The organism is Exiguobacterium sp. s5 (assembly GCF_018618075.1).
Taxonomy (GTDB): Bacteria; Bacillota; Bacilli; order Exiguobacteriales; family Exiguobacteriaceae; genus Exiguobacterium; species Exiguobacterium mexicanum_A.
The window spans coordinates 12,503-36,485 of the sequence record NZ_JACSLK010000005.1 but is presented as its reverse complement, the minus strand read 5'-3'; the positions used below and the strand labels follow the sequence as shown (position 1 = coordinate 36,485).

Sequence of the window (23,983 nt, the reverse complement as noted above, 5' to 3'; positions counted from 1 at the left end):
CCACAGCGATGGCCTCGTTTAGAATGAAGTTACGACACAAACATTCAGACGGAGGAATCGCTAAGAGCTACACCCATCTTACCACAACGGTGCGCGTGAAAATAGAGACCTATCTGGAGCTCGGGATGTCCATCCGGTCCATCGCGAGACGGATCGGGCGACAGCCCTCGACCGTCTCGCGGGAGATCAGACGGAACCCCGGCTACGAGTCAGGACGTGCGCAGAAACGCTACGAGAAGGCGAAAACCCATTGCGGCGTCAAGACGAAGCTCGACGACACGATGCGCCGGACGATCGTCGAGAAGCTGCGTGCGACCTGGTCACCAGAACAGATCGTCGGCCGCCTCTACGCAGGAAAAATTGCCTTCCCCACCATCTACCGCTGGATCTATGCGGGACGGATCGACGTGCCCGTGACCGTGCTCCGCCAGAAGGGGAAACGTCAAAAGCCGACCGAGACGCGCGGTCGCATCAACGTCGGTCTCCCCATCTCGAAACGACCTCCAGAGGTCAGGGGTCGCCGGACATTCGGGCATTGGGAGCTCGACACCGTCGTCTCCGGACGTGGGAAATCGAAGGCGTGCGTCGCGACGTTCATCGAGCGGAAGAGCCGGTTCTATCTCGCCCTGCCAATCGCGGACCGCACCGCGGCCTCGATGGAGGGGGCGATCCATGCGGTGCACGGTGCCTTCCCGGAAGGCACGTTCGAGACGGCGACGACGGACCGGGGCAAGGAGTTCAGCGGTCACGAGCGCATCCAGGCGTCGCTCGGCGTGCCGATGTATTTCGCCGACCCGTACTCATCGTGGCAACGGGGGAGCAACGAGAACGCCAACGGGCTCCTCCGCGAGTTCTTCCCGAAAGGAACGGACTTCGCGCAGGTCGGTGACGGTGAACTCGCGGATGCGCTGGCCAAGATCAACGGGCGACCGAGAAAGTGCCTGGACTGGAAAACCGCACACGAGGCCTTCACCGAGGAAGTGTTGCGCTTAATTTGACAAACCGTCTTATAAAAAAGAAATGTGTTTAATTTTTATCATAAAATCCGTTTGTGAAAAAACTATGCATTTTTTGATTAAATCTCTTGTCAATTTTTGAAATGAATTTGATATACTTTTTTGTAATATAGTGATGCTATACTCCTTTTAACAAATCGTTCGTCACTGTATCTTTATCTTTAAAGGAGTACAACTAATGAAAAACAAGGTAATACTTATCGCTTCTAGTGTCTTACTCACAACAACTTTTTCGATGCATAGTCCAAAAGTCGAAGCAAGTAGTGCATATAACGTAAAAGTGAAGACAGACGATCTTCGTGTTCGGACTGGTCCTTCTCTCAATCACAAAATTGTCGGCATCACTAACACTGGGCAGACCTTTTCTTATTTAGGAAAAAAAGGAGCTTGGACAAAAGTCCTTTACAAAGGAAACACACGGTATATCTATAGTTCTTACCTAAAAAAATATAAGAGCCACGTTGCCAAAAAAACATCATATAATAACTCTCTTTTTGCTTCTCCTACAGAAGGTCGGCTGACCCAAGGATACGGAAACTCTAATGGTGCTTACGGTTATACATTCCATAATGGCGTTGATCTAGCTGCAGCAAAAGGCACACCCGTCTACGCTTCTGCCAGTGGAAAAGTCATTACATCTAAAAACAGCGGTGCATACGGTAAACACGTTATGATTTCACATAGTCTACAGAATCAAAAATACGTAACCGTTTATGCTCATATGAACAGCCTTTCGGTAAAAAATGGTCAGACAGTCTCTAAAGGTATGAAGATTGGAACAGTTGGGAATACAGGAAACTCGTTCGGAAATCATTTGCACTTTGAGATTCATAAAAACAGTTATAAATACAGCAGTTATTCTGCAGCGAATAGTGTCAACCCAATGAACTATTTGTAACCTAAAAAAAAAGAAAAGATTAGACTGACCTAGCTGTATGAGACACTAATAAAAATACCTTGATTAGGCTACCGCCACACCATATTTTATCGGTGTGAGGTAGCCTAATTTTTCTTGGATACGTTCTTCGTTGTAGTAAGTTAAGTAATTATTCACCCGCTCACGCACTTCATAGTCGCTTAACGAGTTGAACTTGACGTACTGGAACACCTCAGACTTCAAGTTCGAATGAAACGATTCGATCACCGCATTATCCCAACAGTTGCCTCTTCGAGACATGCTGCTCGTCAGATACTTCCTCTTTACGAAATCTTGAAAGGCATATGATGTATAGACACTTCCTTGATCTGAATGGATGATAACCCCTTCGGGATTGTTCCGACTCTCCAACGCCATCCTTAACGTATCGATGACGAGGGGCGTCTGTTGATGATCGTATAGCTTATAGGCAACAATCTCATTGTTGAATAGGTCGATGATCGTGGAGAGGTACTTCGTCGTGCCCCCGTATTGGATGTAGGTGATGTCCGTCACCCACTTCTTATTCGGTCTACTGGCAGTGAAGTCTCGCTTGAGAAGGTCAGGGGCGATGACGATACTCTCACCCTGAGACTTCCATTTTCGTTTGGGTTTGATCCGACACTGGAGATGGTGCTTCTTCATGATTCTCTTCATTTCGAGACTCCGCTAGGATTACAGAAATATGGCTCCTGGCTTCATCGTGATGTGGTCGACTTCTTCCTTCACTACTGCGAAACCATGTTTACTCGATATAAAGGTAAAGTCCGATATTGGATTCCTTTTAATGAAATCAATGTCATGTCGACAAAACCATGGATGGGGGGAGGAATCCCTTCTTCAACGAAAGAATCACAGTTTATCGGTGCATTCCATCAGATGTTGGCGAATGCCAAAGCCGTGACACTTGCCCATGAAATTGATTCAGAGAACAAAGTGGGGATGATGTATAATGGCCACTTCGCATATCCAAACTCCCCAGACCCAGATGACGTCCAACGAACTGAGGAATTCATGCATAAAATGCAGTACTACTGTGAAGTACTTTGTCGTGGCAAATATCCGAACTACATTAAAAAAGAATTAGAGCACGAGAATATCTCTTTGCCGTTTGAAGAAGGAGACGCCGATACATTGTATCGTGGTCCTGTTGATTTTATTTCATATAGCTATTACTTAACTCACGTTATCGTCAAGGAGTCGCCTCTCGAATTCTCTGGTTTGAATGGCGTGAAGACAGGCTATAAAAACCAGCATGTGGAACAAAGTGAATGGGGATGGAGTATCGATCCGAAAGGTTTACGCTATTCCTTAAATTACTTGTATGATCGATATCAGTTACCACTTATGATTGTTGAAAACGGTCTTGGGGCCGTTGACACGCTCACGCCGGACAAGAAAGTACATGATGACTATCGTATCGCCTATCTTCGGAGTCATATCGAAGAAATGAAAAAAGCAGTCGCGATTGACGGGGTTCCGTTACTTGGCTATATGGCATGGGGTCCAATCGATCTGATTGCAGCCAGTACGGGAGAAATGAAGAAACGGTATGGGTTCATCTATGTAGACTTGGACGACGAAGGGAACGGGACCCTAGAACGGATTAAAAAAGATTCGTTCTACTGGTATAAAAAAGTCATAGCTTCAAATGGAGATGATCTGACTTGAATTAAGACGGAGGTATGGAATGATTCGTATCAAAAAAGTATTAAATTCAAGTGTCGTGATTGTCGAGGACAAATCAAAGCTTGAGTACATTTTAATTGGAAAAGGAATTGGTTTCGGGCAGAAAATCGGAAATGTTGTCGCTCCACCTGAAGCCTCCCAAATGTTCATACCCGCTGACGATGTCCGTATTAAAGAGTTCATAGGACTGGTGACTGAAATTCCTCCTGAATTCGTCGAGTTCACTCGAGAAATCGTTGCATATGCTGAGGAAAAGCTAGCTACAAAGCTCAATGCCGGTATCTTTTTAACACTGACAGACCACCTTCACTTTGCGGTAAAACGTTATTATAAAGGTATTACTATCAGCAACCGAGTATTTTGGGAAATTCGAAACTATTATCCACAGGAATTCAAGATTGGAAGTTATGCGGTTAATCTCATGAATGAACGATTTAAAATCGAACTGCCTATTAAAGAGGCAGCCAATATTGCTTTTCATATTATCAACGCGCAAGGAGAAAGAGAAGAAACACGTGATGGCATGCGCTACGCCAAGATGATTGGGAGTATTGTGAACCTTATTCGATATGCTTACAATATTGAAACCGATGAAGAAGATATTCATTATTCATGATTCATCACACATGTGAAATATTTCGCTGAACGCTTTTATGCTGGAAAAATATTGAATGAAGAATCCGATCAACTATTTGAACAGATTGCGAACATCTACCCAAAGGCCATGAATGGTTCATTCAAAGTACGGGACTACCTTAAACAGTTGCACGGTGTGACAATTCCTAATGAGGAACTAGCTTATCTAGCCGTTCATATTCATCGACTGACAACTAATATGGATTTGAATAAACAATAACTTTCTTAATTACCTGGTTCTTTTTGACGAAGACCAGGTTTTTTCTATACTGAACAAAAAAATATCCATTTTTTATAATCGAGCAGCTATAGGCCGCATGACATATGTGTGTTTTTCACCACTGATTCGATTTCTTTAGATCGGCGTGACGGGCTCCTTTAATAACTTTTTCAGAAAAGATAAAAGGAAAGAACAACTTTGCTCTTTCCTACAATTTCAGTCAAGTGTTAATAATTATTTATACATCGCACGTCTTCATGCTTAGTTTTGGGATGACAGGGCTTCTGCGGTTCGGATTCCACTACAATCCAACGCCCTCGGCTGAATTGAATCCAAAGGACGATCGCCTTAAAGACGATGTCTAGACCGATGGCGATCCACACTCCTGCAATGCCCATCTGCATCTGAATCGCCAATACATATACTGCCCCAGTCCGGATCACCCACATACCGATCGTGGTCAGATACATTGGAAACTTCGTATTGTTCGCTCCTTGGAATCCACCGGTCAATACAAGGACAACTGCTAGGAAAGGCTGGAAGACCGCTGCTATTTTTAACGCGACATCGATGTCTTTGATGACTTGGGGATCGTCGGTGAAAAGTGAACCTGCCCATCCTCCGAAGAAGAATAAGACAACCCCGAATAAGGACATGAAGCCCATCGCCATGAACGTGCTCAATCTGGCATATTCTTTGGCGGTCTCGTGGTCTCCCGCTCCGATGTTGCGACCGACGAGAATGGTTGCTGCTGTCGCGAAACCATATGCCAACATATAAGAGAACACCTCTAGATTCCCTGCAATTTGATGCGCGGCGAAGGTGTTCGTCCCGAGTACCACGATGAATCCGAAATACACGATCTGTCCGGCTCTCATGACCAATCGCTCGATAGCCGCCGGGCTTCCAAGGTTCACGAGCTCCAACTGGTGTTCGAGATCCGGTCTCCAGAAATCTTTCCTGAAGGCGATGACTTCCGTCTTACGAATATAGTTCATCAATAAGAGCGTCCCGACGAGCCGGGCGATGACGGTCGCGAGTGCCGCTCCGACGAGACCAAGTTCGGGGATGATCCAAAAACCGAAAATCAACATATAGTCGAGCACAATATTGACGACATTGATGACGATGCTCACCTTCATCGGTGATTTTGTATCTCCCGCACCTCGTAAGATACTACTGAGCACAAACATCAATGCCATCACGATCGATGGGATCCCGACAATTTTGAAGTAGGTGCTACCAGCTTCTAAAACGTCATTCTCCACCCCCATCAACCGCAGGAGAGGCTCAGCGAAAAATAGCGTCACGACCCCAAAGGTCACCCCGACCACGACAGATAGGACGATGGCCTGCTGCGCGATATGTCTCGCGCGCTCGATTCGTTCTGCGCCTAAGTTATTGGCGACATAAACGTTTACTGCCACACCAATTGCCATAAAGACAGCTAAGTAGATGGCGAGGACGGCATTCGTCACTCCTACCGCTGACACTTCTGCTAGGCCGATTCTTGAGACGAACAGCGTATCGACAAATCCGAGCAACGTTTGGAAAAAATTCTCGGCAACCGCTGGTAACGCGAGTAGAAGGATGAATTTCATCTTGGTTTTTCGATCACCATGAGTGTCCAGCCGCTCACTTTCTATCATCTGAGTCCTCTCCTTCGAAAATTATGCTTACAACGATTACAGGAAAGCGACCCAACGAGGAACCATGGGTCGCTCATGGTCAATCTGAGACACGAATGACGAAAGGATAGGTGTGCACAGTCCCATGGAACTGGAATTCGGCCCAGACCTTGTATAGGCCAGGTTTATGGAAGACCGTCTCAAATTCCGTCGTATCATGAGAAGAAGGATGCACATGGATAAACTGTTCTCCGGCTTCATCCAAGATGACGACATGACCAAGTGCTCCAAGGTATGGCTCCGGGTTACTTTCTTTGGTGTCATAGCTGAAGACAGTCGGGACATGCGCTTTTAAAGAGTCAATCGACAGCTCGACGGTATGACCTTCGATCGTCTTCGTCAGACGCTCATCCACTTTAAGTGACGATTCGATAGAGGAAGAGGACTGATGATCAATCTGTAAGTGAACCGGCTTCACTTGATATGCCAGTCCCTTAGGCTGAATATCCACGAAGAGTTTATACGCCCCTGCCTCAAGTTGGACGGGTTGCTCGAATCGACCCTCACCCTTTTTAAACGGATGGAGGTGTCGGTACTCAGTTAGGTCTTCGTTCACGAGAATCAAATGGAATTCCTTTTCATGGCTGACTTCGAGTTCCGGGGCTTGCTGATGTTGATCCTTTAACTCGATACTGATTTTCCCGAATTCATATTTAGCTTCTACAGACACTTCATTTCCCGTCAAGTTCTTCATATGATGATGTCCATGGTCTTTCACGTTTAACACTCCTTTGTGTAGTCCTTGATCGCACCGTCACTCGACCTCCATTACTTGCAGCAAGAACAACCGATTTTAACGGTCGCCTCCGTTACCTCGTAGCCAGTCTCTTGAATTGCGGTTTCAATCTCAGAAAGTGTGAGTTGGCTTTCATCGAACGTCACGTCCACCTCTCCCGCCGAAAGATTGACCTTCACTGATTCAATACCCGCTAACTTTCCAACGTGTCCTTCAATCTTATTGATACAAGATCCACAAGACATGCCCGCTACCTGAAATGTTGATTTTTTCATTATATGTTCCTCCTGATTATTTAATTACCATACATGGGTAGGGTGTAAAAGTATCGATTTTTTTACACCCTCGCCACCTTATGTTCGTGTCCCTCATTGCGCGACACGCTTTCAACAGGTTCTGAGAGTGAGCTATCGTTGCTTATCGTAGCAATGTTAGAATCTCTTCTTTGTTGTTCTCGAAGCCAACAAAGTACTTCACTACTCTTCTTTTTCTGAGCATCCCTTTTTTGTAGAAGACAAACAGTGGTACGATTCGATTCCCTGATATCGCTACCATTTCTTGTTCAAGGTCAAGGTTCGCACCCACATCTTTGTTCACATAAGGGACTGTGGTTGTTTTTAAATATTTTTTGGCATCCTGACAATCTGAACACGTCGGACGCGTGTAAAGCTCGAGCTGTAGGGCTGTATCCATCCCACTCCCTCCTTTTATTTGATCATCGAAGGCTTGAATCGTTTTAAACGGAGTGCGTTCACCAGGACCGAGACTGAGCTTAAACTCATGGCCGCTCCGGCAAGTATCGGGTTCAACAAGGGCCCGCCGAGTAGATAAACAATCCCCATCGCAAACGGGATACCCATGACATTATAGGCAAATGCCCAAAACAGGTTCTGTTTGATGTTGCGGATGGTTGACTTGCTCAATTCGACAGCTGTAGGTACATCCATCAAATCGCTTCGCATCAAGACGATGTCTGCAGATTCGATCGCAACGTCAGTACCCGAACCGATCGCGATTCCGATGTCTGCTTGGGCCAAGGCTGGTGCGTCATTGATTCCATCACCGACCATTGCGACCTTCTTCCCTTCGGCCTGTAACTTCTTCACTTCGTTCGCTTTATCTTCAGGTAACACTTCACTCAGTACCCGATCGATCCCGACCTGTCTCGCAATCGCCATGGCCGTACCTTTGTTGTCTCCGGTGATCATGGCTACTTCGATACCCATTCGTTGAAGTTTCTGAATGGCTTTACGACTGTTTTCTTTGACGGTGTCTGCGACAGCGATGATCCCTGCGATTTGTTGGTCAATCGCGATATACATCGGCGTCTTGCCTTGGTGTGCGAGTTTGTCTGAAGCGCCTTCAAGGACATCCAGTGAGATGCCGCGGTCTTTCATCAATTTTCTGTTTCCGGCAAGCAAGACTTTTCCGTCGATCAGTACTTCGATCCCGTGCCCTGGGATGGCTTCAAAACGATCGATATCCATGACACGCATCATTCTGTCCTCTGCCGCTCTTACGATTGCTTCGCCCAATGGATGTTCAGACCCTTTTTCAGCGGAAGCGGTCAAGCGTAACAACTCATCTTCTTGATGTCCATTCACTGTCACGATATCTGTCACTTTCGGTTTTCCTTCAGTGATCGTCCCTGTCTTGTCGAACACGATCGTCTGGACTTTATGGGTCGTCTCCAAGGCGCCGCCACTCTTGATCAACACACCATTCTCAGCACCTTTGCCCGTACCCACCATGATTGCTGTTGGTGTGGCCAAACCTAGTGCACAAGGGCAGGCGATGACCAGTACTGAAATCGTGATCGTCAAGGCGAAGAGGCCGGTCTGACCGCCTAAATACCATGCAATTCCTGAAAGGATCGCGACGACGATGACAATCGGTACAAAGTATCCGGAGATGATATCGGCCAGTTTTGCGATAGGAGCTCGAGAGCCCTGTGCATCCTCGACCAATTTGATGATTTGAGATAGCGCTGTATCCTTACCGACTTTCGTGGCTCGGTATTGGATGATCCCGTTCTTGTTGATGCTGGCACCGATGACTTGAGCACCCACATTTTTTTCAACAGGGATACTTTCACCGGTCAGCATGGATTCGTCTACAGACGTATTACCTGATAGAACCACGCCATCCACCGGAATCTTCTCACCAGGCTTTACGATAATCGTGTCGCCGACGATGACTTCGTCGATTGATACTTCTAACTCTTGTCCGTTGCGGACGACCTTTGCCGTCTTAGGTGCCAGTCCCATCAATTTTTCAATCGCTTCGGATGTTTTACCCATCGACCGGACTTCAAGATATTTACCTAATGTGATCAGCGTGAGAATGACTGCGGCTGTCTCATAGTAGAGGCTATTCACGTATCCCTCATAACCTGAGAGGATAGCCATGGTGGCACCGACGCTATAGAAGAAGGCTGCGCTCGTCCCTAGGGCGACAAGTGAATCCATATTCGGATGCCCTCGGAACAATGTCTTAAATCCTACGGAGAAGAATTTCCATCCGAACAACATCACTGGGATGGTCATCATGAGCTGCAAGACAGCGAACAATTCTGGGTTCATCGTTGGATCCAATGCCATCGGTAGGGGTAGGCCGATTATATGCCCCATCGCCACATAGAGTAATGGAATCGTGAAAATCGCCGATCCTACAAATCGGTTCCACATCGATTGAATTTTTTTCAGTTTCTTTTCTTTCTCTGTATCTTGGCCATCCGTTGATTCTTGATCTTCTCTTGCCTCATATCCGACGTTTGCCACCACTCGGACGACATCTGATACAGTCACCAGCTGAGGATCATATCGAATGACTAATTTTTCTGTCGCCAGGTTCACATTCGACTCAGTCACACCCACCATTTTCCTCGTGGCCTTCTCAATCGTCTGCACACACGAGGCACAAGTCATCCCTGTGATGACAAATGATCTTTGCTCGGTCTCGGTTGAGGCCTTGTAGCCAGCCTTCTCGACGGTCGTCTGAATATCCAGCGGCGAGATTTTCGTCTCATCGTAATGAATGCTCAATTTCCCAGTCGCTAGGTTGACGTTGGAGGTCACTACGCCAGGCAATTTTTTTGTTGCTTTTTCAACTGTCTGAACGCAGGACGCACAGGTCATCCCTTCCACGGCAAATGTCTTACTCTCCATATCGTCTTACCTCCATTATTATTGGGCTGATTCGACTTCGTAACCGACCTCGCCCACAACTTCTTTAAATTCATTCACATCTAGTCGTGTTTCATCGTACTTCACTTTTGCGATGCCTTTCTTTAAGTTGACTTTCGCACTTTCAACCCCATTCAGACCTTCAAGTGCTGACTCGACTTTGTTGACACAATGAGCGCATGACATACCTTTAATCGTTAAAATCGTTTTTTTCATCTTGAGTCTCCTCCTATTCACTACATTCATGACATCATTTCAAACTCAATGTCTGGATCCACAAGAATGGTCCTGACATCTGCATTGACCCGGGGTACAGGTGCATGGAATGTCCTCCACCGCTTCACTTTCCTTCATCTCAAGGATTTTTTTGAGATTCTCGATATCCTGTACACTCAGTGTCGCCTGTGTGATCATCGTTCCGATTGTGTTCCCGACATCCCTGTCACAGATATGATCGAGTAGATCGTGTAACGTCTCTCTGATGACGTCACCTTCAACGACGTTCGCGGAGTAGATGAATTTCTTCCCCTCGGCCTCGGTTGAGAGCATCCCTTTTTTCACGAGCCTTCCAATGAATGTCTTCGTCGTCGCAGGCTTCCAGCTCATCTTCTTTTCCAATACCTCGATGATTTCTTTACTGGTCACGTGATTTTGGGCCCAAACGATACGCATGACTTCCCATTCTGAATCCGTGATTTGTTTTTCGACATGTTCAGCCATTTGTCTAACCTCCAAATTTTAAGTTTACAATCGTAAACATTTTGTTTGATTTAAGTTTACAATCGTAAACGTCGTCTGTCAACCATTATGTTTTTGGGTTCGCTATTCAGTCTTCATTGGCTATATTCTTGTCTAGAAAACGCATCTGGATATCCTTCAGCAACGCTTTCAAATAGTAGTGCGAGCTGACGGCATCTCGGGCACCAATCGGTGGTGAACTTTAAGACTACAGGCTGCGTAGAGTGATTAACCATTTGCAAATCAGATAATTGAAATTTCGAAAGCATTTTTTCTCCTCTCTTTTCGTTTACGTTTGTAATCGATTTAAATTTACAACTGTAAACGTTATTTGTCAATCTATATATTCGTGTCCATTTTGTATGTTTCTTTAAGCTTATTGTTTCTCTCAAAACACTAATTCGATTCGTATTTAGTTGGGTCGTATTTATTTTGAACTCATACAGCTTTAAATTGTTAACTACTGTCATCTCTTATATGATGTAATAAAACAAAGTAGGAATTGTCTTAAGCGTTTTGTTGCTTAGTCGCTAGGATTAAATAGATGATTCGACTACTAGCTTACTATTGAGACATTCTCATAAGTAAAAAGTGTAGGAAGGTATACATTTCGACGTCGAAATGTATACCTTCCTACACCACAAAGTGCCAGTTTATGAGTGATTTTTTTTATAACAACTTGTATTTAAATGATTTAAATATAGGAACTACATATGCTGTATACAAAATAATAACCAAATGAGGGATTAGAATTGGAATCAAACGAGACCAAGGTGACGTCATTCCGCGTGTCACAAGAAGTGAAAGAACATATTCAGCGTTTAATGGAGCAACGTCAAATATCAACCAACCAATTATTCGAGCAATTAATATCATTGGCCGATAAACAGTCACCGGACCCCTTAGTCGTCAAGGAGAACGAATCACTCGAAGCAGCACTGAATCAAGTGCTTGCCCTGTTCAATGAACGAGCCACTCGACTAGAAACGCAACAAAAAGAACATGAGCGAATCAACGCGCGATATAAAAATACCATTCATGACCTTGAACAAAGCGTAATTACAGAAGCTGAACGACTCCAAGAGGAGTATGAGCGAAAGGTGTCGTCACATGAAATTGCACTCACTCAATTACAAGATCAAATCAACCAACTAATCGCTGAAAAGAGAATCGTTGAAGACGCATTGGAAACAGAACGTGTGTCTAACAAAGAAGAACTAAAAGAGCAGAAAAAAACAGTTTTTCATCTAGAAGGAGACATGAAAAAGCTAGAAGATGAACGTAGCCAGCTCTATCGGCAAAATCAAAGTCTTATGGACGCTGTCGACGACTTAAAAGCTCGTACACGCCGTCTTGACCAGCTTGAAGAAGAGAACCAGAAGCTGCACTTAGAAGTCCAGCTCCTCCGTCGAGAGAAAGAGACATTCGAGAACCGGTTACAGGAACAGGTCGAGCTCGCGGTCCTGCGTGAGCGGAGCACCCAACAAAATAAACAATGATACGAAAAGGGTACTAGGTTGAGTCAACCAGTGACTGAATCTAGTACCCTTATGTTTATTACAAACAAAGTATTTAACGGTTTGAAGAAATCGTCTGATACATGTTCAATGACTTGACCAAAGATGCTTCATTCACACGTAGAATCATAACCTCATGAGAGTATAAAGAATGACTCCGCTTGGTCCAATTAAGATTTCACCTGCAATCCACGCACCTTGAATCGATTACGCTTTTCTTCTAATTTCACTTTCATATCTACCGAGAACGTATTTTCAGGAGTGTTGTAGGCACGCCGTGCTGCCATACTAAGCATTTTTGCCACATCCTCTGCCCGGTCGTCCTGTAAATCATGCAGTGAAGATCGAACATACTGGCGAGCCATTTCTCGGTCACGTAGCGATTCAGGGACCGATACATGACGACTTAATGCCAGGGCCAATTGAGCCGTCTCTAAGCGATAGCTTGTCCCGCCTGCCTGCATACGATTCAGTTCATCCGCTAGCTCGCTTTGCAGAAGTACATGATTACTGTCTGACATCGGTCACCCTCCTCTACTCTTCTTTTGATTTATTATATACCCTTTTCCTGAAAAATTCGACTCAAGTCATGCACGTTACAAAATGGATTGTCCCACGTCATGTTTGCTTTGTATTCCTCTACAAGGTCGAGAAGTTTATCTTTATCGCAAAGTGCCAATAGATTCGTTTTTTCGAGATCCTCTAGATCCTTTTGGCGAGAGGAGAAAATCTTGGTACATGCTAAAAGTTCAATGTCGGGGATATACACATCAATCGCCTCGAACAGCCCTTCAATCTTATGCCGGAATTCATTTTCCCTAAAGTCTTCACGGGGTGGGTACTGAATCACCCCTTCGACAATTTCAATTTCATATTCATGAAGCGCCTCTTTCAATTCAGGTGTCACGACGCCCTCCGTCACGCGAATATCAATATCTCGCGTCGGACGATACTGAACTGCCCCCCGTCAAGTAGACAGGGCAAATAATGAAAACCGAACTAGGCGGCTTGAGACCTGTATTCGACAGGGCTCAAGCCGTTTAGCCGTTTCTGGAAACGGTCATGGTTGTAGAACGATATGTAGGTCTCGATGGCCGATGTGAGTTCGCTATAGGCCTGAAACTCACGCAGGTAGTACATCTCGACTTTCAGGGTACCCCAAAAGCTCTCGATCGGGGCGTTGTCGATGCAACGTCCGACCCGGGACATGCTGTGGGTCAGTCCCGCGTCTTCCACCATGCGTTTGAACCCTCTCGAGGTATATTGGCGCTATGGATCATCGGACGCGCTCCTGTGCGAGCCCCGTGATGGCTGGCATCATCGTCTGGAAGACGAGAACGTTGTTGTTGGACTTTCCGATGCGATAGGCGACGATCGAGCCGTCGTACAGGTCGATGATTGCGCTCAGGTATGCCTTTTTCCCGGCACCATATTTAAACTCGGTGACGTCGGTGCACCATTTCTCGTCCGGTCGGGACGCGCTGAACTCTCGGTTCATCAGATTCTCGGCCACGTGCTGCGGCGTTGACTTCTTATGCTTCTTCCGCTTCCGGCGGATGACCGATTGGATCCCATGGATATGCATCAAGCGATAGACTCGCTTTTCATTGAACGGGGACAGTCCTTGTTGTCGGCGCAACCGGTTGATCGTCATCGTGATCCGACGGTACCCGTATGTGCCGTTCGCCTGGTCATAGAGTAGACGGATGTCCTCCAGAAGCTTCTCGTTCTCTTCTTGACGCACCGGTATGGTGCGATTCAACCATTTGTAATAGGCCGCACGTGAGATGCCAGCTGGGAAACCTGGGTCTATCAAGGATTGGCGGTTCTAATAGTGGGTTGCCCGTGTGCCTTAGTCACTTCGACGCCGATTTCGATTGTTTCCGCCATCGGTAATGCTGCCAAAAAAGGGGTCTTGATTAAAGGCGGCGTATACCTGGAAGAAATGGGCGCGCTGAAAGCTATTGCATTTGACAAAACCGGTACCCTGACCAAAGGTGTACCTGTCGTCACAGACTTTAAAATCACGAACAAGCAGGTAAACGAGAGAGAACTGCTTTCTATCGTGACGGCATTGGAATATCGTTCTCAGCATCCGTTGGCCTCTGCCATCATGAAAAAAGCGGACGAGGAAAACATACCTTACACCTCTATCAGAGTTGAGGACTTCTCTTCCATCACAGGAAAAGGCATTAAAGGAACGATAGACGGCACCACCTACTTTATCGGAAGCCCGCTTCTCTTTAACGAGCTAGGTGTTGAAAGTATTGATAATAATCTGGACCAAACCGTAACGGCTCTGCAACAGCAAGGTAAGACTTCGATGATTATCGGAACGAAACAAAGCATATTGGCGGTTATCGCCGTAGCCGACGAAGTCCGGGAATCCAGCAAAGAAATCATCCGGAAACTACATGATATGGGTATTAAAAAGACAATTATGCTGACGGGTGACAACAAAGGGACAGGCAAAGCTATCGGCCAGCAAGTTGGCGTCAACGAAATCCAGGCAGAATTGATGCCAGAGGATAAATTAAATGTCATTAAACGCTTGCGAGCTGAGTACGACAATGTCGCGATGGTCGGGGACGGCGTAAATGACGCTCCGGCACTCGCTGCCTCTACTGTTGGAATTGCCATGGGTGGTGCTGGAACGGATACCGCTTTGGAAACAGCAGATGTCGCCCTGATGGGCGACGATTTGAGCAAACTACCGTTTACGATAAAATTGAGCCGAAAATCCCTAAATATTATCAAAGTGAACATCGCGTTCGCTATCAGTATCAAAGCGATTGCATTACTCTTGGTCATCCCGGGCTGGCTCACCCTATGGATAGCTATTATGTCCGATATGGGGGCAACTCTTCTGGTAGCACTGAACAGTTTAAGACTGATGAATGTCAAAGAATAAAAAAACAAAAATATTCATTTTTATATCCTCGAATTTGTACTGGGTATGATAAAAATAAATGATCTCTGTTTTTTAAGACGGCTTTAAGATGACTTCGGTATTGTTCCCGAGTCATCTTTTTAGGTTTCATTATCAGCTTTTTTATCATCAGACAGTTTTAATCGAGGCCGAACCTTATTCATTGACCGGAATATTCTCCGAAGTATGGAAAGAAAATCCGGTCGATAGGTCTACTAAACTATGACAATTAAATCTAAATATTTGAACGTTCGTTTTGGAATCATTCATTCATTCGAATACATCCTATTTTAAGAGACGAAATTTCGATAGTGTTCAAAAAAAAAACGAATGAGGGGGTTTCTAAATATACCCTCATTCGATATTCAGTTTCCTTGCACGTAGAAAAGTATTTATTGGTATCAGACGGTATGAAGTATAGAATTTTTACTCATATGTCGAACCTCAGTGTGGATTTGGTGCAAGGATGACTTATTTCTTTAGTTGTGTTTTTTTGATTCTAACTCTATTGTAGAATGTTTAATATCTAGTTTTGAAGTCACTTCTTTGACTTTTTGTTTAACAATAGTTGAATCCTTTAGATTCATCTCTTCTACTATTAAGTGTAAATTCATGGCGTTATCTTCGCCATCAATTGACCAGACATATAGGTTTTGAACAGAAATCACTTCTTCAATACCTTCAATCTTTTGCTTCACCTCATCGATGTCAATACCATCAGGGACAGCACCTAAAAGTATTTTCATTGTTTTAACTAAATTACGAAACACATTCACTAATATAAACAACGCAATAGCAATTGATAGGATGGGGTCAAGTATATGTATATCCTTGAAGAGTAAAACTATCCCTACTACAAGAACGGCAATCCAACCTAAAACATCTTCTAAAAGGTGCCAAGATAGTACTCCCTCATTTACTGATTTTCCTTTGTGTAGACGGAATGCCGCAAAACCATTTAAAAGCACACCAAAAATTGCAAACCAAATCATTCCTTGTGCATTAGAATGCTCCGGTTCAAACAGTAGAGGAATTGCTTGAGTAAAAATATATACAGATCCAATTATTAATATTGTCGCATTTATTAATGCTCCTAAAAGGGAAAAACGATTATATCCAAAAGTGAAGTTATGATCGGGTTTTTTGTTCGAAAATTTTTGTAAGAACCAGGACAGGCCCAATGCAAGAGCATCACCTAAATCGTGAATGGCGTCCGACATGATTGCAACACTATTAATCAAAAATCCCCCGATAAATTCACCAATCGAGAAAACAAGATTAATTATAAATGCTAGTTTGATATTTTTTGATGCCTTATCAGTACTCGCCATTGTTCGATCTCTCCTCACTTGGTAGTCCATCCTTAAAAAGGTTAGTTGTTAGAATAATACTGGTCTCTAGCGTTCTGCAATATAATAAATTTCTTTGCCTATTGATTGTAAACAACGCATACTTGAGAACTTAAGCGCAGTTCTTAATATTTTAATAAACAATCGAAGGACGTAATTTTTGAAAGCGAAATTAAATACATGTATCTAATTTGTTAGAACCATTTAGGCACTAATTTTATATATAAGACTTCTCCGAACAATTCGGTAACGGTCTGTAAAATGATCACTACAGCTACTTGTGTTGATAGGGGCTCTGGTAATATAGATGCTAATGGAAGAACTACAAGTGAATTCCTTGTTCCCATACTAAATGTAATTGCTCTTCTTGAAGCAATATCTAGTTTGAACAACTTACCAAGGGACTTTGACACCCATGGTATGATAAGTAGAAATAAAATATAAATTGGTATTACATCTATTAATGTCCCGAGGTCACTATACACTTCCCTAATTTGAGAGGCAACTACCACAAAAAGTACAAAAGACATAAATGGAACGGGAATCCATGGCGGCATTTTCATGATACGATTACCTAAAGAACTCTTTTTAGAACACAATTGTGTCATTATCGCTAATAGAAGCGGTATAAAAATCAAAAATAGAAATGCATCTAGAAATGGACCCATCCTAACGATACTAATAGCCTTTTCTCCTAATAATACGAATAAATATATGGGTAAGAGTATCGTCTGTAAAATTAAAAGAATCGGTGTTACTTTTAACAATATTGATTCGTTTCCCTTTCCCATCTTTGTAAAAACAATCACATAGTCGATGCACGGTGTTAACAACACCAAATACACCCCCAGCATTAGTGATGAATCTTGAAGAAATATGATAACCAAAACCTAAACTATTAAAGGAACGGCAACAAAATTTCCTAATAAAAGAGCTACCACAAACCTCATGTTTGTAGCAGATCCATTCGATTTCAGAAACGGAATTTGAACGAACATCCCATACATCAAAACTCCTAAAAGGGGAGAAATAAAAATATCGAGATATACAGCTTCTGTATTCAATAGACCAAAGATTACTGCCAACATCAAAAAAATGATGTATATACTGACTTGGTGGGCTTCCACCTTCTCTAGCACTTGAATTCCGAATTTGCTTTCCTTCTCTATCAAAATCACCCCCAAAATTTTCAGGAAATTTCAGAATGAAATAGATAACTCCACGATTTTAATTGCCAGGGCAAGAGGTTTTATATTTTTTCTTCTAGTATTTTTATTTATCCAACAGTAAAAATACCGACTGAAAGTAAATATAATTAAGGCTCATTATTTACACTTCCGAATATAGTTAGTATCTTGAATATATATCAGTCAAAAAATAAAGTGATAACCATTAAAAAAATAATTATTTTAGCCTAAAGCCACATCTAAAATCATCATGATTGTAAAGCCAAACATTAAACAAACAGAAGCCAAGTCCTTGTTTCCATTTTCTTGAGATCCTGGGACTACCTCCTCCACTACAACAAAAATCATTGCTCCTGCAGCAAAGCTTAGCGCAAACGGAAGTAAAGGCTCCATTATGAGTACTGCTACTACTCCTACCAACGCCGCGAACGGTTCAACCATACCAGATAACTGGCCATAGAAAAAACTTTTACGACGAGATAATCCATCTCGTCTCAATGGCATTGACACAGCAGCACCCTCAGGGAAATTTTGTATGCCGATTCCGATTGCCAGCGCGATAGCTCCCGTGATTGATGATGAAGGGAATCCTGCTGCAACTGCTCCAAATGCAACGCCTATGGCAAGTCCCTCTGGAATATTATGCAATGTTATTGCTAACACCAGTAACGTGCTCCGCTTTCTCTTCTTAGGGTTTATACCCTCAGCCTCATCCATCGGTGAAGTGGGATGCAGATGTGGAATCACTTTATCAACACCTGATAAAAAGAATCCTCCAAGTAAGAAACCGATTGCAGCTGGTAACCACGCCGGAAGAGAATCTTGTTCCGCCATCTCAATTGCAGGTGAGAGTAATGACCAAAAACTAGCGGCAATCATTACTCCTCCAGCAAAACCGAGCATCCCATCCATTAGCTTTTGATTCATTGATTTTGTCATAAACACTAACGCGGCACCAAGCGCCGTCATCCCCCAAGTGAATAAAGTACCCAGCAATGCTTGAGTAAGGGGTTCTAACGAAGAAATATATTCAATCATCTATCAAAACTCCGTTGCCAAAAATCGAGTTTCTATACATGCTCAAAATTAAGTAACTATTATCCAAAATCAGCATTGCTGTCTCCTCCTCTTGATTGTCAATCCTACTCAACAGGTGATTTTTTTAATGTTGATGTACTACTTCCCCTACCTTCAGTTTGCAAAGCAATTCATCGCTGTGAGGATGAGAAAGAGTTTCGAATTGAATCGTAGAGTGTTGAACGTTCAGATGTGCTAAATCGTGTTCAATTTCTTGAAGTAGATTCTCACTGTCATAGATTTGTAAATTACCATCAACGACAACATGACATGAGAGTGCATTCATTCCACTTGTGATACTCCAAAGATGAAAGTCGTGTATACTCCGTACCCCCTCCTTGTTGTGAATGACTTGAAGAACCTTTTCGACATCAACGTTTTGTGGTGCACCTTCCATTAATACGTTCAATCCGGATTTCGTCACGAAATAACCACTTCGTAAAACAAGTCCCGCTACAATGATTCCTGCGAGCGGATCTGCCCAGTTCCATCCAAATGCCATGATAAGAAGCGCTGCCAGTATTGCACCGACTGAACCCAACGTATCGCTTACAACATGTAGATAAGCACCTCGCATATTCAAATTATGTTCTACGTCTGCACCTCTTAACATAATCCATCCAACAAGAAGGTTTATAGCAAGGCCAATACTGCTAACAATTAACATTCCTACGGATGCGACCTCAGGTGGTTGAATAAATCGATTGATGGCCTCATAAAAGATATATATGGAAATCAGTATGAGTGTGACCCCGTTTAAAACAGCTGCTAGAATCTCGAAGCGTCTATATCCGAACGTTTTACGATTGTTCGCTATTTGTTCACCTAATTTAAAGGCAAGTAATGCAATAGCGAGCGAAGCCGCATCACTAAGCATGTGACCTGCGTCCGCTAAAAGTGCTAAGCTATTTGTAAGGTACCCTCCAATCGCCTCTACAACCATGTATGCCGAAATAATAAAGAATGAAATGATCAAAATCTTTTTGTTAGAGGTATGAGAATGATCATGTGCATGATTATGTGCCATAAGATTAACTCTCCTTACTATATTTAGTGGTGTTTCGCATGCTCAATCGCCTGTCTTAGTAAGTTCATGACATGGTGATCATCTTCTGAATAAAATAGAGTAGTTCCTTCTCTTCTAAACTTGACAAGTCGAAGATTTTTTAAAAAACGTAGCTGATGAGACACGTTTGATTGACTTAAGTTAAGAAGATCAGCTATTCCGTTGACCGAATGTTCCTTTGTGCATAGCAGGGTTAATATTTTAATTCTTGTCGGGTCACTAAGTGCCTTGAACGTCTGAGATACAATAAATAGAGTCTCATCGTCAATCTGCGCCCCTATTTCTATTTCATTTTCTGTAGTATCTTCAATCGGTTCATCCATAAGTCAGTACCTCCGCTCATGATAACTATACATGTTCATATGTTCATATATAACTTATTAGACTTTTGCTGTGCCGTCAACACTTAATTTAAAAAACATTTATTCTATCAGCTCTACATACTTGAAGATTTGAGATACTTTCTCTGGTTTTGCGATTATTTCTTATTTTTAGCCATACAAAAACTACCTATTAGAGAGCTAGTTAGATCTCATACTCGATAGGTAGTCACGCTTTTTCAAAAAATCAATATAGTACACTAACGTTTTAAGAAAACGTCAATTGAATTATTTACTGGGTATTGTCTAATCTATTTTCCAACTTCAAAAAGCTTTTCATGTTTTTCTAAATCAAAGCTGTTTTTTAGTAAGCATACCAATTTGATACAATTAGTTCTTCATTTTTCAAATCCAAATCAAAAACTACTGTTTGGTACTGATTCGTCCAAGAATGACTGTAATCAGAAAAAAGGCGGTCAACGCTAAAAACGGAATTGTGATAAAACCCATCCAGTCAATGTACTGTGCATTACAGGAAACTCCTTGTTCACATGGTCTGACTTCCGAAAAGCCGGGCACCTTTTGTACAAGATAGTGGTAAAAAGAGATACAGAATCCGATTATTGATAAAGGGAGAACATAAAATTTGATTGAGCTATCTTCTCTGAAAACTGCAATTGCAAGAATCAAAGCTATTGGGTACATAAAGATACGTTGAATCCAACAGAGTTCACAAGGTATAAAACCACGAATTTCGCTAAAATATAGACTTCCAAGTACTGCAGTAATTGAAACAACCCAGGCGAGGTACAGTCCATATCGGTTTATTACTGAAGCGCTCATTGGGTTAGCTCCTTTTCAATTTGTTTTTTTATAGAGGTATAGTCGAATGGATTTTCAAGGATGACCCCATTAACTGCAATCGTCGGGGTCAGTGTAACATTGTATTTTTCTACGAGCGCCGCATCCATTTTAACTGATTCTAATCTAGAAGAACGACTTGATAGGTCTTCTCTAAATTTATTTAAATCTAGAGAAGGGACAGTCTTCGTCGCAATCTCTTCCATTTTCTCCACCGTAACCCATGGATTATCGTGTATTTGCACGTCAGGTTGAGCTTCATAAATAGCTTTGTGAAATTGCCAAAATGATTCTGGGTGATTTTTGTAAACAGATTCTGATGCAAGGGCAGCTAAAGTGGACTCATCTCCGTGAAACAAAACATTAATGTAACTAAAGGAAGCTTTCCCACTTTCAATGTAATCTTTTACAAGTTGAGGATAGATTGTTTCACCCCACTCTTTACACGAAGGGCATTTATAGTCTCCGAATTCTACAATTGATATCGGCGCTTCCTTTTTACCTATTGTAGGTTGATTATTAACTGATATCTTTTCATCTTGAACAATTTTAGTCTTTGATTTTTCGGAACTTTGATCATTTAAAAATAAAAAAGCTAAGACTGCAATTACTAATACGGATGTAAAAATAGTCAATAGTTGATTAGTTTTCAAAACAATTCACCTCTTTTATAAATTCGTTATTTCTTTTATCAGAATTATAGCTAAAAATACTAGAGTATCCTTAGTTTTTCAACATTGAATCCATGGACTTCTAAAAACGAAATCTATGAGTCAAACAAGTTACATTCTAACACATTCATGCAACTAAACTTTTATGCAGATGAAAGGAGGGCCAATTTATTTCTTAAAATACGTCTATTCCCCTTAATAATAGTGCATTTTAAAACAGGGCAAGAAAACTTTTAACTGTAGATAGACGAAAGCCAATAATCGTTGCATAGAATGACTAATATTTAAAGGATAAGTACCATACAGATAGTAAAAAACCATTCATGGGTCTTTACAACCAAAAAAACTACATATGAGGAGTCTATTATGAAGTCTAAACATAAATTTCGAATAAGCTTAGTAATTTCCTTGGCTTTATTAACTTCTTTTTTCTATCCCTTTAAGCTTTTAACTAGTGTTAACGTCCTAAACGTCGTACATGCAGAGGAATCTCTATTCATAACAACTGAAAATTTGAATTTGCGTTCCTCGTTCTCTTCAAAAAGCAAAGTCCTTTTGACGATTCCAAAAGGAAAAACCATTAAGAAGATAGGTGTATATGGAGAAGATAAATCCTGGTTTAAAGTTTCATTTAATTCAAAAATCGGTTATGTCTCAACGAAGTACGTGACGCCAAAACCTATACCTAAAAATTCAGTCAGTTCAATAAACACAATATATAAAACTAAAACTTCACTAAATCTGCGTAAGGGCCCATCTGTCAAATCACCCGTTTTAATGACTATCCCAAAGTCCAGCCCACTAATGTACCATGCTGCCTCAGGCCCTTGGTATAAAGTATCATACAATGGGACTCAAGGCTATGTGGCAAGTCAGTATGTAACCATATCGCCCTCGGCTATGAAGTCACGAAGTAAGCAAACGACCGAGATTCGCTCAAGCATGTCTTTAGTGAACTCAAAGGTCCTTATTACGATTCCAGCATCTACTGAAGTGACTGTACTAGGAAAATCGGGCACAACGGGTTCTTGGTTAAAAGTTATGTATAACGGTATTACAGGATTCACACCTGCTCGACATTATATAGTGCAAGTGGCACCGGGGGATTCTTTATCCACTTATCCAACATATATTACTATCGAAAATCTTAATTTACGTAACCAAGCGAGTCGTTACGGATCTATTTTGACAACAATTCCCTCAGGCACTTCGATTTCTGTCATATCGAAAAGCGCCAGTTGGTACAAGGTGCGATATAACAATCAAGTCGGTTACGTATCATCTGGTTTTGTGCAACCATTTACCGGAAAAACTCCTATAAAATCACCGGTGATTCCAGCTAACAAACACGTGATTTTAATTGACGCTGGACACGGTGGGGGAGATGCTGGTGCAGTGACTTCAAACGGTACAGTTCAAGAAAAAGTACTCACCCTAAACATTGCTAATCGTGTGGCCGACGAACTAAAGAAAAACTATGAGCTTTATGAAGTGAAACTAACGCGCTCAAATGATAGATACTTGTCACTTGTTGAGCGGACCAATCTATCAGAAAGGCTTGATGCTGACGCTTTCATAAGCGTCCACATTAATTCTTCACCTTCTTTCGCTACAGGTCATGAAGCACTCGTCCCTACTTCTAGCGCGTACACCACAAATCCATATGCGAACGCTAGCCGCAGATTAGGTGAAGTAATTAATCAAGAAATCGCCATGAACGTTCCAGATTTTAAAAATCGAGGCGTTAAGCGACAAGATGTCTATGTGGTAGGAAGAAACACGGTACCTTCTACTCTCATCGAATATGGCTTTATTGCTAACTCAGTAGATCGCTCCTATATGTCGGGAAGTAACATGATCAAAGCAACCGCCAAAGGAATTGATAAATTTATGAAGAGTTACTACTAAATAAACACCAAACAAATACTAACAAACGATTTGACCACTGAATTTGAGACAAAATGTCCTAAATTCAGTGGTCATCATTCATTTCCTCATCAAAATGGCATTATAAGTATTTCTCTTGATATACTCGAATGACAATAAACTCAAAAGAACAACTGACATAGAAATGAAAAGAAATAGAAATATAGATGGTGAAGTAATATTGATACAATGATTCCGGTTCGAGTTTTAATCATGATACGAATACTTTTATCCAGCAACGCATTTTTTATAATAG

Annotated in this window: 21 protein-coding genes and 5 pseudogenes; 7 read left to right on the top strand and 19 right to left on the bottom strand. The window is 42.4% G+C overall.

Going from position 1 to position 23,983, the window contains the following annotated elements; genetic code table 11:
• Nucleotides 1–23: 23 nt before the first annotated feature.
• Together KNP60_RS11055 and KNP60_RS11050 are read left to right on the top strand one after the other, a co-directional pair.
• Complete coding sequence (locus KNP60_RS11055; RefSeq protein ID WP_214797467.1) at nucleotides 24–998, top strand: IS30 family transposase; 975 nt, start codon at nucleotides 24–26, stop codon at nucleotides 996–998.
• Nucleotides 999–1,194: 196 nt separating this feature from the next.
• On the top strand, nucleotides 1,195–1,914 hold the full coding sequence (locus KNP60_RS11050) for a peptidoglycan DD-metalloendopeptidase family protein (RefSeq protein ID WP_029336161.1): 720 nt from the start codon (nucleotides 1,195–1,197) through the stop codon (nucleotides 1,912–1,914).
• 63 nt (nucleotides 1,915–1,977) lie between these two features.
• On the opposite strand, the gene KNP60_RS11045 is transcribed toward KNP60_RS11050, so the two are convergent.
• Nucleotides 1,978–2,589, bottom strand: a complete 612-nt coding sequence (locus KNP60_RS11045; protein WP_029596456.1) for an IS3 family transposase — start codon at nucleotides 2,587–2,589, stop codon at nucleotides 1,978–1,980.
• Between KNP60_RS11045 and KNP60_RS11040 the strand changes: the two genes are divergently transcribed.
• Together KNP60_RS11040 and KNP60_RS11035 are read left to right on the top strand one after the other, a co-directional pair.
• On the top strand, nucleotides 2,563–3,603 hold the full coding sequence (locus tag KNP60_RS11040; protein ID WP_214797466.1) for a glycoside hydrolase family 1 protein: 1,041 nt from the start codon (nucleotides 2,563–2,565) through the stop codon (nucleotides 3,601–3,603). The genes KNP60_RS11045 and KNP60_RS11040 overlap by 27 nt on opposite strands.
• Nucleotides 3,604–3,622: 19 nt before the next feature.
• Nucleotides 3,623–4,477: pseudogene (locus tag KNP60_RS11035) on the top strand (PRD domain-containing protein).
• 227 nt (nucleotides 4,478–4,704) lie between these two features.
• On the opposite strand, the gene KNP60_RS11030 reads toward KNP60_RS11035, so the two are convergent.
• The 8 genes from KNP60_RS11030 to KNP60_RS15640 all read right to left on the bottom strand — a co-directional run bounded on the left by KNP60_RS11030 (nucleotide 4,705) and on the right by KNP60_RS15640 (nucleotide 11,060).
• Nucleotides 4,705–6,126 (bottom strand): MATE family efflux transporter, encoded by a 1,422-nt coding sequence (locus KNP60_RS11030; protein WP_034781866.1) that lies wholly within the window; start codon nucleotides 6,124–6,126, stop codon nucleotides 4,705–4,707.
• 79 nt (nucleotides 6,127–6,205) lie between these two features.
• Nucleotides 6,206–6,883, bottom strand: a complete 678-nt coding sequence (locus tag KNP60_RS11025) for a hypothetical protein (protein ID WP_235420268.1) — start codon at nucleotides 6,881–6,883, stop codon at nucleotides 6,206–6,208.
• 50 nt (nucleotides 6,884–6,933) lie between these two features.
• On the bottom strand, nucleotides 6,934–7,176 hold the full coding sequence (locus KNP60_RS11020; RefSeq protein ID WP_051627724.1) for a heavy-metal-associated domain-containing protein: 243 nt from the start codon (nucleotides 7,174–7,176) through the stop codon (nucleotides 6,934–6,936).
• Nucleotides 7,177–7,318: 142 nt separating this feature from the next.
• Nucleotides 7,319–7,594, bottom strand: coding sequence for a glutaredoxin family protein (locus KNP60_RS11015; protein ID WP_034781864.1), 276 nt, complete (start codon nucleotides 7,592–7,594; stop codon nucleotides 7,319–7,321).
• 14 nt (nucleotides 7,595–7,608) lie between these two features.
• Nucleotides 7,609–10,068, bottom strand: a complete 2,460-nt coding sequence (locus KNP60_RS11010; protein WP_214716442.1) for a heavy metal translocating P-type ATPase — start codon at nucleotides 10,066–10,068, stop codon at nucleotides 7,609–7,611.
• 18 nt (nucleotides 10,069–10,086) lie between these two features.
• Nucleotides 10,087–10,302: a heavy-metal-associated domain-containing protein gene (locus KNP60_RS11005; protein ID WP_029336168.1), complete on the bottom strand. Its 216-nt coding sequence runs from the start codon at nucleotides 10,300–10,302 to the stop codon at nucleotides 10,087–10,089.
• Between the two features lie 45 nt (nucleotides 10,303–10,347).
• Entirely contained in the window at nucleotides 10,348–10,806 is a 459-nt protein-coding gene (locus KNP60_RS11000) for a CopY/TcrY family copper transport repressor (protein ID WP_034781861.1), read from the bottom strand.
• A gap of 113 nt (nucleotides 10,807–10,919) precedes the next feature.
• The gene (locus KNP60_RS15640) at nucleotides 10,920–11,060 is read right to left on the bottom strand and encodes a thioredoxin domain-containing protein (protein WP_353048653.1); all 141 of its coding nucleotides are present in this window, start codon (nucleotides 11,058–11,060) and stop codon (nucleotides 10,920–10,922) included.
• A gap of 516 nt (nucleotides 11,061–11,576) precedes the next feature.
• On the opposite strand from KNP60_RS15640, the gene KNP60_RS10990 reads away from it, so the two are divergent.
• Complete coding sequence (locus KNP60_RS10990; protein WP_029595505.1) at nucleotides 11,577–12,323, top strand: hypothetical protein; 747 nt, start codon at nucleotides 11,577–11,579, stop codon at nucleotides 12,321–12,323.
• A gap of 188 nt (nucleotides 12,324–12,511) precedes the next feature.
• Here the strand turns inward: KNP60_RS10990 and KNP60_RS10985 are convergent, their stop codons facing one another.
• The 3 genes and pseudogenes from KNP60_RS10985 to KNP60_RS10975 form a co-directional block, all read right to left on the bottom strand.
• The gene (locus tag KNP60_RS10985; protein ID WP_029336171.1) at nucleotides 12,512–12,862 is read right to left on the bottom strand and encodes a hypothetical protein; all 351 of its coding nucleotides are present in this window, start codon (nucleotides 12,860–12,862) and stop codon (nucleotides 12,512–12,514) included.
• Nucleotides 12,863–12,894: 32 nt separating this feature from the next.
• A pseudogene (locus KNP60_RS10980) lies at nucleotides 12,895–13,281 on the bottom strand (DUF6036 family nucleotidyltransferase); the annotation flags it as partial.
• Nucleotides 13,282–13,340: 59 nt separating this feature from the next.
• Nucleotides 13,341–14,136 (bottom strand): annotated as a pseudogene (locus KNP60_RS10975) (IS3 family transposase); the annotation flags it as partial.
• On the opposite strand from KNP60_RS10975, the pseudogene KNP60_RS10970 reads away from it, so the two are divergent.
• Nucleotides 14,128–15,252, top strand: a pseudogene (locus tag KNP60_RS10970) (heavy metal translocating P-type ATPase); the annotation flags it as partial. The pseudogenes KNP60_RS10975 and KNP60_RS10970 sit on opposite strands and share 9 nt — an antisense overlap.
• 497 nt (nucleotides 15,253–15,749) lie before the next feature.
• On the opposite strand, the gene KNP60_RS10965 reads toward KNP60_RS10970, so the two are convergent.
• The 7 genes and pseudogenes from KNP60_RS10965 to KNP60_RS10935 form a co-directional block, all read right to left on the bottom strand.
• Nucleotides 15,750–16,601: a cation diffusion facilitator family transporter gene (locus KNP60_RS10965; protein WP_029336174.1), complete on the bottom strand. Its 852-nt coding sequence runs from the start codon at nucleotides 16,599–16,601 to the stop codon at nucleotides 15,750–15,752.
• 212 nt (nucleotides 16,602–16,813) lie between these two features.
• Nucleotides 16,814–17,707 (bottom strand): annotated as a pseudogene (locus KNP60_RS10960) (arsenic resistance protein).
• Between the two features lie 321 nt (nucleotides 17,708–18,028).
• Nucleotides 18,029–18,844, bottom strand: coding sequence for a ZIP family metal transporter (locus KNP60_RS10955; RefSeq protein WP_029336175.1), 816 nt, complete (start codon nucleotides 18,842–18,844; stop codon nucleotides 18,029–18,031).
• 124 nt (nucleotides 18,845–18,968) lie between these two features.
• Complete coding sequence (locus tag KNP60_RS10950; RefSeq protein WP_029336176.1) at nucleotides 18,969–19,910, bottom strand: cation diffusion facilitator family transporter; 942 nt, start codon at nucleotides 19,908–19,910, stop codon at nucleotides 18,969–18,971.
• A 23-nt stretch (nucleotides 19,911–19,933) separates the two neighbouring features.
• Nucleotides 19,934–20,272 carry an ArsR/SmtB family transcription factor gene (locus KNP60_RS10945; RefSeq protein WP_029336177.1) on the bottom strand — a complete coding sequence of 113 codons (339 nt, stop codon included), beginning with the start codon at nucleotides 20,270–20,272 and terminating at the stop codon, nucleotides 19,934–19,936.
• A gap of 420 nt (nucleotides 20,273–20,692) precedes the next feature.
• Nucleotides 20,693–21,112 (bottom strand): disulfide oxidoreductase, encoded by a 420-nt coding sequence (locus KNP60_RS10940; protein ID WP_029336179.1) that lies wholly within the window; start codon nucleotides 21,110–21,112, stop codon nucleotides 20,693–20,695.
• Nucleotides 21,109–21,783, bottom strand: a complete 675-nt coding sequence (locus KNP60_RS10935) for a thioredoxin domain-containing protein (RefSeq protein ID WP_029595508.1) — start codon at nucleotides 21,781–21,783, stop codon at nucleotides 21,109–21,111. The genes KNP60_RS10940 and KNP60_RS10935 overlap by 4 nt, the downstream gene beginning before the upstream one ends.
• A gap of 384 nt (nucleotides 21,784–22,167) precedes the next feature.
• Between KNP60_RS10935 and KNP60_RS10930 the strand changes: the two genes are divergently transcribed.
• Nucleotides 22,168–23,709 (top strand): N-acetylmuramoyl-L-alanine amidase, encoded by a 1,542-nt coding sequence (locus KNP60_RS10930; RefSeq protein ID WP_081828362.1) that lies wholly within the window; start codon nucleotides 22,168–22,170, stop codon nucleotides 23,707–23,709.
• The last annotated feature ends 274 nt before the right edge of the window (nucleotides 23,710–23,983 follow it).